The sequence below is a fragment of the Sphingomonas sp. Leaf9 genome (assembly GCF_001421355.1).
Lineage (GTDB): Bacteria > Pseudomonadota > Alphaproteobacteria > Sphingomonadales > Sphingomonadaceae > Sphingomonas.
In genome coordinates this window covers 489,116-502,377 of record NZ_LMKC01000004.1, presented here as the reverse complement: position 1 = coordinate 502,377, position 13,262 = coordinate 489,116, and the positions used below count along the sequence as shown (strand labels likewise).

General features: G+C 66.4%; 10 protein-coding genes. 4 read left to right on the top strand and 6 right to left on the bottom strand.

The annotated features are described in order from the left end of the window. Positions 1 to 27: 27 nt before the first annotated feature. On the bottom strand, positions 28 to 1,575 hold the full coding sequence (locus ASE58_RS13365; RefSeq protein ID WP_055822136.1) for a cryptochrome/photolyase family protein: 1,548 nt from the start codon (positions 1,573 to 1,575) through the stop codon (positions 28 to 30). A 29-nt stretch (positions 1,576 to 1,604) separates the two neighbouring features. Here ASE58_RS13365 and queF point away from each other — a divergent pair, with 29 nt between their 5' ends. From queF to ASE58_RS13350, 3 genes are all read left to right on the top strand, one after another. Beyond that, a complete protein-coding gene (gene queF / locus ASE58_RS13360) occupies positions 1,605 to 2,048 on the top strand; it encodes a preQ(1) synthase (protein WP_055822133.1) in 444 nt (147 codons plus the stop codon). Positions 2,049 to 2,186: 138 nt separating this feature from the next. Further along, a complete protein-coding gene (locus ASE58_RS13355; RefSeq protein ID WP_055822131.1) occupies positions 2,187 to 4,454 on the top strand; it encodes a glycosyltransferase family 4 protein in 2,268 nt (755 codons plus the stop codon). Positions 4,455 to 4,492: 38 nt separating this feature from the next. Continuing rightward, positions 4,493 to 5,773: a glycoside hydrolase family 130 protein gene (locus tag ASE58_RS13350; RefSeq protein WP_055822128.1), complete on the top strand. Its 1,281-nt coding sequence runs from the start codon at positions 4,493 to 4,495 to the stop codon at positions 5,771 to 5,773. 87 nt (positions 5,774 to 5,860) lie between these two features. Here ASE58_RS13350 and ASE58_RS13345 read toward each other — a convergent pair whose 3' ends face one another. The 5 genes from ASE58_RS13345 to hflK all read right to left on the bottom strand — a co-directional run bounded on the left by ASE58_RS13345 (position 5,861) and on the right by hflK (position 12,173). Then, entirely contained in the window at positions 5,861 to 6,790 is a 930-nt protein-coding gene (locus tag ASE58_RS13345; protein WP_055822125.1) for an AraC family transcriptional regulator, read from the bottom strand. A gap of 4 nt (positions 6,791 to 6,794) precedes the next feature. Further along, positions 6,795 to 8,462, bottom strand: a complete 1,668-nt coding sequence (locus ASE58_RS13340; protein ID WP_055822122.1) for a helicase HerA-like domain-containing protein — start codon at positions 8,460 to 8,462, stop codon at positions 6,795 to 6,797. 112 nt (positions 8,463 to 8,574) lie between these two features. Beyond that, entirely contained in the window at positions 8,575 to 10,107 is a 1,533-nt protein-coding gene (locus ASE58_RS13335; protein ID WP_055822120.1) for a Do family serine endopeptidase, read from the bottom strand. A 93-nt stretch (positions 10,108 to 10,200) separates the two neighbouring features. Beyond that, complete coding sequence (gene hflC, locus ASE58_RS13330; RefSeq protein WP_055822117.1) at positions 10,201 to 11,070, bottom strand: protease modulator HflC; 870 nt, start codon at positions 11,068 to 11,070, stop codon at positions 10,201 to 10,203. Then, positions 11,067 to 12,173, bottom strand: coding sequence for a protease modulator HflK (hflK, locus tag ASE58_RS13325; RefSeq protein WP_055822114.1), 1,107 nt, complete (start codon positions 12,171 to 12,173; stop codon positions 11,067 to 11,069). The genes hflC and hflK overlap by 4 nt, the downstream gene beginning before the upstream one ends. A gap of 117 nt (positions 12,174 to 12,290) precedes the next feature. On the opposite strand from hflK, the gene ASE58_RS13320 reads away from it, so the two are divergent. Then, entirely contained in the window at positions 12,291 to 13,262 is a 972-nt protein-coding gene (locus tag ASE58_RS13320; RefSeq protein ID WP_082468009.1) for an Mrp/NBP35 family ATP-binding protein, read from the top strand.

Genomic DNA, 13,262 nt, shown 5'->3' with positions numbered 1-13,262 from the left:
TGCGCGGGAATGACGAGGTGTGCGGACCTACCCCTCGTATTTCGGCAGCTTGTCGAGCGCCGCCAAAAACCCCTTCGCCTGCCCCAGCAGCTCGCGTTGCGTCTCCTCGGCCATCTTGTCCCACGTCCGGTACGGCATCGCCATGCGCGGATTGCGGCCGAGCTTTTCCTGGTTGCGGGCGATGAAGTCCCAATAGAGCGCGTTGAACGGGCACGCGTCCGGCCCGGTGCGCTGCTTCACATCATAGCGGCATGTCCCGCAATAATCCGACATCCGGTCGATATAGGCACCCGACGACGCATAGGGTTTCGACCCCAGCAGCCCGCCATCGCCGAACTGGCTCATCCCCAGCGTATTGGGCAGCTCGACCCATTCATAGGCATCGGCATAGACCTCCAGATACCAGCGATGGACCTGCTGAGGGTCGGCACCGATCAGCAGCGCGAAATTGCCGGTGATCATCAACCGCTGGATATGATGGGCATAGGCCCTGTCCAGCGTCTGCCCGATCGCCTGGGACAGGCAGTGCATGTCGGTCTCGCCGGTCCAGTAGAATGCCGGCAGGTCGCGCTTCGCGCCGAGGAAGTTGCGCGTGACGTAGTCCGGCCCCTCGCGCCAATAGATGCCGCGCACGAATTCGCGCCAGCCGATGATCTGGCGGATGAACCCCTCCGCCGCGTTGATCGGCACCTTGCCCGCCGCGTACTCCTTCTCGACCGCCCGGCACAGGTCGAGCGGGTCGAGCAGGCCGGCATTGATGTAGGGCGAGAGGACGGCGTGCCACAGATAGGGTTCGCCGGTCAGCATCGCGTCCTGATTGTCGCCGAACCCCGGCAGCGCATGGGTGAGGAAGGCGCGTTGCTGGCGCAGCGCATCCTTGCGCGTGACCGCAAAGTCGAACCCGTCGAGCGTACCGGCATGGTCGCCGAACCGATCCGCGACCAGCGCCAGCACCTCCTGCGTCACCGCGTCCGGCGTGAACGACAGCGGGCGGGGGATCAGCAGGTCGCGCTTCGCCGGCTTGCGATTGTCGTGGTCGAAATTCCATTTGCCGCCGACCGGCTTGGCGCCGTCCATCAACAGCCCGGTTTCGCGCCGCATCTCGCGATAGAAAAATTCCATGCGCAATTCGCGCCGGTTGTCGGCCCATTCCCGAAACCGGTCGTGCGAACAGAGGAAGCGCGTGTCGGGACGGATCGACACGGGAATGCCGAAGATCGTCTCCCACGCCTCCAGCATCGCCTGCACCCGCCATTCGCCGGCTTCGGTGACGATGATCGCGGTCGGATCGTGCCGCTCGACCGCGCGGGCGATCTCTCCGGTAAAGGTGCCGACATTGTCGGGGTCGTCCAGCCGGACATAATCGACGCTCCACCCCTTGTCGCTCAGTTCGGCGGCATGGTGGCGCATCGCGGCGAACAGGAACGCGATCTTCTTGGGATGATGGCGGACATAGGTCGCTTCCTCGACCACCTCCATCATCAGGATCGTCGTGGTATCGGGATCGGCGTCGGCGAGCGACGACAGCGCAAGCGACAATTGGTCGCCCAGTATCGGGATCAGCACCCGTTCCATTTGTGCGCAGTCCCTTCTACAATGGGGCCATGGACCCGAAATTCCTTGGCCAGGCCAGCCCGCTTCCCGCGACTCCGGAAGCCGCCGAACTCGATTATGTTCCCAACCCGCGCAGCACGCCGTATCTGGTGCGCTTCACCGCGCCCGAATTCACCTCGCTGTGCCCGGTGACGGGACAGCCCGATTTCGCGCATCTGGTGATCGACTATGTCCCCGCCGCGACCATCGTCGAATCGAAATCGCTGAAGCTGTTCCTGGGGTCTTTCCGCAACCATGCCGCCTTCCATGAGGATTGCACGGTCGGCATCGCCGAGCGGCTGGTCGCGGAAATGCAGCCGGTATGGCTGCGCATCGGCGGCTATTGGTATCCGCGCGGCGGCATCCCGATCGACGTGTTCTGGCAATCGGGGGAACCTCCCCGGTCGGTATGGATTCCTGATCAGAACGTGCCGGGATATCGCGGACGCGGGTGATCGCCGCGACGGCGGCACGTTTCGCCACGTTATTGTGTCGCAGCGCACAATTCTTGCAACCATTCACCGTGTCGGAATGTTTCTATTTGCGGACACCGCCGATACCGTGCGGATATTGCATCGCAAAGAGGAACGTTGATGAGCCAGAGGGTAGCCCTGGATTCGCTCGATCGCATCGCGCTGATCGGTAATTTCCTGCCGCGCAAATGCGGGCTCGCGACCTTCACCACCGACACGTTCAATGCGTTGCGCGATCGGTATCCCGACATGGCGGTCGACGTCTATGCGATGGACGACCGTCCCGGTGCCTATGCCTATCCGCCTGAAGTGACCCACGCGATCGCGCAGAACGACCGCATCGCCTATCTCGACGCGGCGCGCCGGATCGAGGCGAGCGGCGCGCAGGCGGTCTGGGTGCAGCACGAATATGGCATCTATGGCGGGCCGGCGGGCGAACATATCGTCGCGTTGCTCGACCGGGTGAACGTGCCGGTCGCTATCACGCTGCACACCATTCTCGAACATCCCAATGCCGATGAACGTCGCGTGTTGGAGGCATTGCTGCGCCGTGCGTCGAAGATCATCGTGATGGCCGACAAGGGTCGCGAAATCCTGATGCGCGTCCACGGCACCGATGCGCGCAAGATCGTGACGATCCCGCACGGCGTCCACGACCGCCCGTTCGTACAACCCGATGCGATGAAGGCACGGTTCGGCTGGGCCGGTCGCCCGGTCGTGCTGACCTTCGGCCTGCTTGCCCCGAACAAGGGGATCGAGACGATGATCGAGGCGATGCCGACGGTCGTCGCATCGCATCCCGACGCGCTGTATGTCGTACTGGGCGCGACCCATCCGCATCTCGTCGCGCATGAGGGCGAGGCGTATCGCGACCGGCTGAAGGCACAGGCTGCGCAGCTGGGCGTCGCAGATAATGTCTGCTTCCTCGACGGCTTCGTCGAACAGGACGAACTGCTCGACTATCTCCAGGCCGCCGATCTGTACGTCACCCCGTACAGCAACCCGGCGCAGATCACCTCGGGCACGCTGTCCTATGCAGTGGGCGTCGGCAAGGTGGTGGTGTCCACCCCTTACGTCCACGCGACCGAAATCCTGGCGGACGACCATGGCGTGATCGTCAATTTCGGCGATGCCGCGGCGTTCGCGCGCGAAATCGTCGATCTGCTGGGTAACGACGCCCGTCGCGAATCGCTGGCTGGCCGTGCCTATGCTCGCGGCCGGACGATGCTGTTCCCCTGCCTCGCGCAGGCGGCAATGATCGAGATCGGTCAGGCTGTCGCCGCCCGGCCCCGCCGCGTGCGGCCCAGCACCGACCTGACCGCGCTGCAGCCCGATTTCGCCGCCGTCGAACGGATGAGCGACGCGACCGGCATGTTGCAGCACTCGATCTATTCGGTGCCCGACCGCCGCCATGGCTATTGCATCGACGACAATGCCCGTGCGCTGATCCTGATGTCGCAGATCGAGGATATCGATCCGATTGTCCGCGACAAATGGACCACGATCTATGCTTCGTTCCTGCAATATGCGTGGAACCCGGATCGGCGGCGGTTCCGCAACTTCATGAATTTCGACCGGACCTGGTGCGAGGATGAAGGGTCGGAGGACTCGAACGGCCGCACGTTGTGGGCACTGGCAATCACCGCGCGCGATGCGCAGTCGCGCAAGCATCGCGACTGGGCGATGTCGCTCTATGAGCAGACCGCGTCGATCGCGCTCGACCTTGGTAGCCCGCGTGCGCGTGCCTTTGCCATGCTGGGCGCGGTGGCGATGCTCGACATCAACCCCGGCCATGCGCTGTCGACCGAGATCGCGACGCGGTTTGGTGCCGAACTGGTCACGCTGCTCGATGCCGCCCGCCGCCCGGAATGGCGCTGGTTCGAAATCGTGCTGGCCTATGACAATGCCCGCCTGCCCGAAGCGATGATTCGCGCCGGCCATGCCCTGAAGCGGGATGATTTCCTGAAGGTCGGGCTGGACACGCTCGACTGGATCGTCGCGCAGCAGACGTCGCCCGACGGCCGGTTCCGTGCGGTCGGTACCGAGAGTTTCAGTCGTCCCTATGCCGATCCGCTGCCGTTCGACCAGCAGCCGCTGGAAGCGCAGGCAACGGTCGAGGCCTGTGTCGCGGCCTGGGACGCGACGCGCGACCAGCGCTGGGTCGATGAGGCGGTCAAGGCGTATAACTGGTATCTGGGCGCCAACGACCTGGACCTGCCGCTGGCGACCGTGGGTGACGGCGGTTGTTTCGACGGGTTGATGCCCACCGGATTGAACCGCAATCAGGGCGCGGAGTCGATTCTCGCGCTGCAATTGGCGTCCTGTGCGATTTCCGCCCTTTCAAAGGGTCGCGCTTCCGTGGCAGACCCGCGCCGCGCCGTGGCCTGATCCGGCCGCGGCTTCGGCCGGGATTATTGGACGCGCGAATGCTGGATATCTACAACCACCCTTTGCGGCTCTACGCCGACCCTTCGCGCGTGGTGGTGCGCCCCTTTCATATCGCATGGCAGCGCAACGGTTCGGCCCCCAGCCGTACCGAGCGGTTGGTCGGCGAAGTGCTGTCCATGTCGCCCGCCGAAACTCGGGCGCAACTGGACGTGGTGCTCAAGGATTTCGAGGCGCGCCACTGGCAGACGCGCCGCGTGTTCATGACGCGCTATGACGAGATCGAGGCGGTGCTGGGCCTCGACGGCAGCACGATCAGCGACGAGAAGCGCCAGCTGATCGGGGCCTATTTCTGCCACGAATACAGCTATGCCGCCGCCGCGCTGATGAACCCCAGCGCCGTGCCGCATTTCGACCAGTCGGGCATGCCCGAGGGGTCGTTGCGCATCCTGATGTCGCTGCGCGCGGTCGGCGAAGGCCATATCTCGTCGGTCGCCTTCCGCGAAGGCATCATCACCGACGACAACGAACTGGTGCTGGCGCCCGAACCGCCCTTCGCCACCGCCGCCGATGCGATCGGCGACGAAGAGGAAGCGCCCGAGGGCGAGGTGACGGTCTTCCGCCACCGCGACTCCACGCTGTCGGGCACGGTGATCTTTCCGATTACCGAGGCGCAGTCGAAGGGGCTGGAGGACATGCGCCTCGTCCACTTCACCCATGACGACGGCACCGCCGAATGGCTCGGCACCTACACCGCCTATAACGGGTCGATGATCCAGTCGGAGCTGCTGCGCACCCGCGATTTCCGGGCGTTCGACCTGGTGCCGATGACCGGCAGCGCGGCCCGGAACAAGGGCATGGGCCTGTTCCCGCGCAAGGTGAACGGCCAATACATGATGATCGGGCGGCAGGACGGCGAAAACCTATTCCTCATCAAATCCGATACGCTGACGCATTGGGACGAGGGTGAGCTGCTGCTCAAGCCCGTTTTCCCGTGGGAGCTGGTGCAGATCGGCAATTGCGGCCCGCCGATCGAAATCGACCAGGGCTGGCTGCTGCTGACCCACGGCGTCGGCGCGATGCGCAAATACGCGATCGGCGCGGTGCTGCTGGACAAGGACGATCCGTCGAAGGTCATCGGCCGCACCCGCGAACCGATCCTGGCGGCGGCGAACGAAGACCGCGAGGGCTACGTTCCCAACGTCGTCTATTCGTGCGGCGCGCTGCGCCACGGCGACCGGATCTTCATCCCCTACGGCGTGGCCGACAGCTCGGTCGCGTTCGCGTTCGTGACGATCGACGAACTGATTGCCGCGATGTGATGGCTGGSGGGAAAGGCGGACAAGTGCCTTTCCCGTACTTCCCCGCGCCGTCTGAAATGACGTTTGTGGAAAGCGGAATCCCCGCCCCTACAGCCGGTGCAGCGCCTGCGTCGCGCTGCCCAGCACTGCCGCCCGCGCGCGCAGGCTCGCCACCAGGAATTCGGTCTGCGCGTGCAGGAACCGGCGTGGGGTGGTGCCGAGTACGGCATGGGCGTCGCGCAGGAAATGCGACGCGCTGACATAGCCGGGGTCGATCCGCGAATAATCCAGATCACCCTTCGATTCGATCAGCGGAACCAGCGAACGGAGGAAGCGCGCGCGGATCAACAATGTCTTGGGCACGAAGCCGAAATGCCGCCGGCACAACCGCCGCAGCCGTTCGGGCGACATGCCCCATGCCGCCGCCGTTTCGGCCACCGCATTGGGCAGGTCGTCGTTGACCATCCGCGCGATGGTGCGGATCTGCACCTCATCCGCGACCTTCGGCCCGATTTCCGCCAGCAGGAACCGGTCGAGCGCCGGCTTCACGCCATGTTCGTCGGCCACCGACGACAGCAGTGCCACCAGCCGTTCGGCAAAGCCCGGCCGCGCCGCTGCATCCAGCGGCTCGATCCGGTCGGCATAGCGATCCGCCCCACCGTCGAAAAAGCGCGACCAGCCTAGCGCGCTGATGCCGAACCCGATCATTACCCCGCCATTGGTGACGGTGTGGATCGCATGACTGGTCGGGCCGAACAGGCTGGCCTGCGGCAGTGGATCGCTGCGGAACCGGCCGATCGATACCGCGATCGGCCCGGCGTCCAGCGTGACGCGGACGTTGGCGGTACCGGGCAGGAACCAGTTTTCCAGCCCCGCCGCCGCCGGCCCGCTGGCGGCATAGAGGTGATAGCCGGTGACGTAATCGGCCAGCGCCGGATCGGGCTGGTCATAGCGGATGGCCATGCCCGGCCGCATCGCGAACAGCGACGGGGGGATACCGGGCGTCTCCGTCCCGCCTGAAACATTGTCGATCGCCATGGGGTTATCCGCGAAACAGTCCGCCCAGGACGCCGCGCAACAGCCCACCGACCAACCCGCCGCTCTTGGCGCGACCGCCGCGGGTGGTACCGAACACCTGCTTGCCGATTTCGTTGACGACGATGCGACCGACCGCCGACCCCGCCGAACGCGTCGCCGATTGGGTGGCGCGGTTCCACGGGTTGTTGGCCGCCTCGCGATCGGCGGCGCGCGCCGCCTTCTCCGCCTCGCGCGCTTCGCGGTCGGCCACGCGCTGCTCGGCGATCCGCTGGCGCTCGGCTTCCTTGGCGAGCCGCGCGTCTTCCTTGGCCTTCAGCGCCGCTTCCTTGTCGGCGGCGGCCTGCGCCTTGCTGGCGGCGGCGGCGGCGGCGGCTTCGTTCGCCTTGGCACCCAGCAGTTCAGCCGCCGATTCGCGGTCGATCGCCGTGTCGTAGCGGTCACCGACGGCATCGGTCTGCATCAGCACGCCGCGTTCGGCCGGAGTGACCGGCCCGACGCGCGAGCGGGGCGGACGGATCAACGTGCGCTCGACCGGGCTGGGCGACCCATCGGCCTGCAATACCGATACCAACGCTTCGCCGGTCTTCAGCTCGGTGATCGCCTGCGCGACGTCCAGCTTCGGGTTCGGGCGGAAGGTTTCGGCCGCTGCCTTGATCGCGCGCGCTTCCTTGGGCGTAAAGGCGCGCAGGGCGTGCTGCACCCGGTTGCCCAGCTGCCCGGCGATCGCATCGGGAATGTCGATCGGGTTCTGGGTCACGAAATAGATGCCGACGCCCTTCGACCGGATCAGCCGGACGACCTGCTCCACCTTGTCGACCAGCGCGTCAGGCGCATCGTCGAACAGCAGATGCGCTTCGTCGAAGAAGAATACGAGCTTCGGCTTGTCGGGGTCGCCCACCTCGGGCAGCGTTTCGAACAGTTCGGACAGCAGCCACAGCAGGAAGGTGGCATAGAGCCGGGGCGACGCCATCAGCTTGTCGGCGGCCAGCACCGACACCACGCCGCGCCCGTCATCGGCCACGCGCATGAAGTCGGCGAGGTCAAGCGCCGGTTCGCCGAAGAAGCGGTCGCCGCCCTGGCCCCGCAGCTGCAACAGCGCGCGCTGGATCGCACCGACCGATTGCTTGCTGACATTGCCGTAGCGGGTGGTCAGGTCGTCGGCCCGTTCGGCACAATGCGCCAGCATCGCCTGAAGATCGTCGAGATCGAGGAGGAGCAGCCCTTCCTCGTCGGCGACGTGGAAGGCGATGGTGAGCACCCCGTCCTGCACGTCGTTCAGGTTCAGCATCCGGCCGAGCAACACCGGCCCCATTTCCGAAACCGTGGCGCGGATCGGATGGCCCGCCTCGCCGAACAGGTCCCAGAAGACGACCGGCGTGTCGCGATATTGCCAGTCGCTATCGCCGATCGCGGCGGCACGTTCGGTAAAGGCGGCATGCGGCTTGGCGGTCGCGCTGCCGGCCATGGCGATGCCCGACAGGTCGCCCTTCACGTCGGCCACGAACACCGGCACCCCGGCGGCGGAAAAATTCTCGGCCAGCCCCTGCAACGTCACCGTCTTGCCGGTGCCGGTCGCCCCGGCGATCAGCCCGTGGCGGTTGGCGCGCTTCAGGACCAGTGCCTCGCGGATGCCGTCTGCGGTCGCGCCCAGAATAAGTTCGGTGTCGGTCATGGCCTGCCCTTCAACTTCCGACGATATCTACCGCGTTTCGGGCGTGGGTCCATCATCCGCAACGGACAAAGAAAAAGGGCGGTGGGATGTCCCACCGCCCTCTGTCCGACCGTTACTTCGCAGCGTCGATGCCGATCGGTACGAACCGCGCGAACGGCTCTCCGGGCAGCTGTACATACATCAGCACCTGCTTGGCCCCGCCGGCACGTGCCTGCTGAATCACGCGGGTCAGTTCGGCCTCGTTCGTCACCGTCTGGCGATTGACGCTCTGGATCACAATGCCGCGACGCAGCCCCTTGGTCGCAGCATCGCTGTTGGGATCGACGTCCGCCACCACGACGCCGCGGATGGTCGAATCGAGCCGCAGCTGCCGTGCGATGGCAGGGGTCAACGGCTGAACGACCAGCCCGGCGGTTGCCGCCAGGTTAGTGCTGGCGCGTGGCGTCGTCGGCGCGCTGTCGGGGTCGAACTGCTGGCTTTGCGCCGCCAATTGGTCGTTCGAAGGACGCGTGCCAAGCGTCACCGGAATCTGCTGCCGCTTGCCATCGCGCAGCACGTCCAGCGTGACACGGCTGCCCGGCGCTTCGTTGCCGACCAGATAGGTCAGCGACTGCTGCGGCGTGATCTCCTTGCCGTTCACCGCGACGATGACGTCGCCCGGACGGATGCCCGCGCGCGCCGCCGGTTCGCCCGGCGAGACGCCGTTGACCAGTGCGCCGCGATCCTTCGTGATGTTCAGCGCAGCGGCGATATCGGCGCTGATCTCCTGCTGCGTCAGGCCCAGATAGCCGCGCGAGACCGACTGCCCCTTCATCAGCTTGTCGACGATCGGCTTGGCCTGTTCCGCTGGAATCGCGAAACCGATGCCGATGCTGCCGCCGGTCGGCGACAGGATCTGCGAATTGATGCCGATCACGTTGCCCTGCATGTCGAACATCGGGCCGCCCGAATTGCCCCGGTTGATCGCGGCATCGGTCTGGATGAAGCGGTCATACGGCCCCTGGCCGACGCGGTTCAGCGCGGAAATGATGCCGGCAGTGACCGTACCCGACTGACCCAGCGGGTTGCCGATGGTCAGCACCCAGTCGCCGACGCGTGCCTGGCGCGAATCGCCGAAACGGACGAAGGGGAAGGTCGCGCCCTCGATCTTCAGGACCGCGAGGTCGGACAGCTCGTCGCGCCCGACCAGCTTCGCCTTATATTCCTTCTGGTCGGCCAGCGTCACCGTGATCGATTCGACCGTGGCGCCCTCGGCTCCGGCCGACACGACATGGTTATTGGTGACGATATAGCCGTCGCTGGAAATCAGGAATCCCGACCCGAGCGACTGCGCCTCCTGCGTCCGGGGCGTAGCCCCACCGCCGCCGCCGCGACCGCCGAAGAACTGTTCGAACGGCGTGCCCGAGAACGGGTTCGCCTGCTGCTGCACGGTGATGCGCTGCGTGGTCGAGATGTTGACGACCGCCGGCGACAGGCGCGTCACCATGTCGGCAAAGCTCATCGGCGCGCCTGCGCGCGGAGCCGACACTGCGTTGATCGCGCCCGGCTCGTTCTGCGCGGTCTGTGCGTCCGACGGGTTGAGGGTCAGGGTGGCGGCAGCACCGCCCAGCAAGAGTGCGGATGTAATGGCGTAGGCGTAACGCACGATTGGATGGTCCTCTCAGATATGGCTCGCGACCCCTTCGGGTGCAAACCTGTCGTTGCCTTGCTGAACGCGGATTGAATGGACGGGACCGCCTTAGCGTTCCCGACCACCGAATTCGCGGAGATAGCCGTTGTCCGGCGACAGGATGATCGACGTCGATCCGCTCTGCCCCGGCCCGCCGGCAAAGGTCGTGCGATACGACCGCATCGCCCGCCAGAAGGCATAGAAATCGGCGTCCTTGCCAAAGCTGGCGGCATAGATGCGCGCCGCTTCCGCCTCGGCATTGGCGCGTACGACCTGTGCGTCGCGCTGCCCCTGGGCACGGATCGTCGCCGCTTCCTGTTCGCGGGCCGACCGCATGCGGGTCAGCGCCGATTGCAGCGGGCTGCCATCGGGCAGGTCGGCGTGCTTGATCCGCACGTCGACGATTTCCGCGCCATATTGGCGGGCGGTGAGCTGCAACGCGTTCTGGATATTGTCCATCACCGCGCCGCGCTCGGGGCTGAGCAGCGAGGCGAAGGTCCGCCGTCCGAGCTCGGCACGCAGCGCCGACGACAGCAACGGTTCGAGCTGGTTGGCGACGCGCTCCTCGGTGCTCGCGGTCGAACCGGTCGAGATCACCGCCTGCAACGGATCGACGATGCGGAACCGGGCAAAGGCGTCGACCTCCAGCCGCAGCTGGTCGGTCGACAGCACCGGCTGGTTGTTCAGCTCGATGTCCAGCACCCGCTTGTCGATCCACACCACCCGGTCGAAGAACGGGATCTTCGCGACCAGCCCGGCCCCAGTGCGCCCGAACGGCTGGTCCGCGCGATAGGGGTTGAGGATGCCGACCGGCTGCTGGAAGCGCAGGATCACCGCCTGCCGCGTTTCCGGCACGATCACGATCGTGCTGAAAAACAGGATGACGAGGACGAGCAGGGCGATGCCGACGCCCATCGGATTACGCAGCGCGCGGTTCATCGGGCTGCTCCCGTCGCCTGGGTGGGCTGGGCTTGGGTGGACTGGGCCTGCGGGGTCGGGGCGGATGCCTCCGGCTCCGGCGTCGCCTGCTGCTGGCGACGGACCTCGGGCAGCGGCAGATAGGCCTGGACGCCGGGCTGGACGATCGTCTTGTCGGCGCGGCTCAACACCTGCTCCATGGTCTCGTAATAGAGCCGCCGGCGGGTCACGTCGGGGGCCATGCGATATTGTTCGTACAGCTTGTCGAATTCGGTCGTGTCGCCCTGCGCCCGTGCGATCACCTGCTGCGCATAGCCGCGCGAGGTGTTCAGGTTCGACTGCGCCTCCTGCTGCGCCGCCGTCACTGCCTTGAACGCGTCGTCGACCTCCGATGGGGCCGCCGCCTTCTGGATACTTACGCCCAGCACGCGCACGCCCGACTGATATTCGTCGAGCAGCGTCTGCATCCGGGTCTGCACATCGGCCTCGATCTCGCCGCGGCCCGAACCGATCGCCTGCGTCAGGTTCTTGCTCGCCACCGCCGCGCGCATCGCGCTTTCGGCGACCGCGCGCACGGTTTCCTGCGGGTTCTTGATCTCGAACACGTAATCTTCGGGCGACTTGATGTTCCAGCGCACCGAATAGGCGAGGTCGACGATATTCTGGTCGCCGGTCAGCATCAGGTTCGCCTGATTACCGCCCGCCGGAAAGCTCTCCGTCCGGGTGTTCTGCACATCCTCCACCTGCACCCGCATGATCGGGGCGGGCAGCGTGAACTGGATGCCGGGATTGAGCGTGCCGGTATATTTGCCGAACATCGTCACGACGCCGCGTTCCTGCGGCCCGATCGAATGGAAGCTGGTGAAGGCGATCCACACCAGGATCAGCGCCGCGACCGCCGCCAGCCAAAGCCGACCGGCATTGGCCGGCAGCGAGGGGCCGCCACCCGGCCCGCCGGTGCGCGCACGCTTCAGGAAATCGTCGAGCGAGGTGGAGCCGCCGACCTTGCCGCGCTTGCCGGCGGGCGGCATCGACCACGGGTTGCGCGGGCCATCATCGCCGCCACCGCCACCCGATCCATTACCGGAATCGCCACCGCCGCCCCAAGGGCCCTTGTCGCTCATTCCGCAGCACCTTGCGCGCGTGCGCGCCGCCCCATGATCCATCGCATCCTTCCTTTATAGGGGGCCTCCCTGCGTTTTACAGTGGTAACGCGCCGTTCGAACGCTACATCGCGGCCTATGGCTTCCGCATCGACCCCCGCCGCCGCGCTCGACGCGCTGCTTGGCCCCATCGCGGCCGGACGCGCCACGGTGCGCGTGACCGGCGATACGGCCAGCATCATCCTCGACGTGACCGGCCTGCCCCCGGCGGCGCGCGGCGCATTGGAGGCCGATGTGAAGGCCACCGCGCTGACTGCCCCCGGCATCGCCAGCGTGCGGGTCGCACAGACCAGCGAGCGCGTGCAGCAGCGCATCATCGCGGTCGCCAGCGGCAAGGGGGGCGTCGGCAAATCGACGCTGTCGGCCAACCTCGCCATCGCGCTGGCGCGTGCCGGGCGGAAGGTCGGGATGATCGACGCCGACATCTATGGCCCGTCGCAACCGCGCCTGCTGGGCGTGGAAGGGATCAAGGCCGAGGCGCACGACAAGAAACTGGTGCCGGTCGCCACCCCGCACGGCGTACCGCTGCTGTCGATGGGGCAGCTGGTGCCGGGGGGGCAGGCGATCGCGTGGCGCGGGCCGATGGCGGCGGGTGCGCTGACCCAGCTGGTCGATGCGCATTGGCAGATGGCCGACACGCTGGTCGTCGACATGCCGCCGGGCACCGGCGACGTGCAGCTGACCATGATCCAGAAGCACAAGCCCGCCGGCGCGGTGATCGTGTCCACGCCGCAGGATCTGGCGCTGATCGACGCGACGCGCGCGATCGACCTGTTTGTGAAGGCAGGCGTGCCGATCATCGGCCTCGTTGAGAATATGGCCGGCTATTGCTGCCCACATTGCGGGGGCATGTCCGACCCGTTCGGTGCGGGCGGCGCGGAGGCGAAGGCGCAGGTGCTGGGCATCCCGTTCCTCGGGCGTATTCCGCTGACGATCGACATCCGGACCGCATCGGATGCCGGCACGCCACCCGCCGCCGGGAACGGCGCGGAGGCCGAGCCGTTCCAGACGATAGCCGCACAGGTCGGCGACTGGTTGCTAAGGAACTGA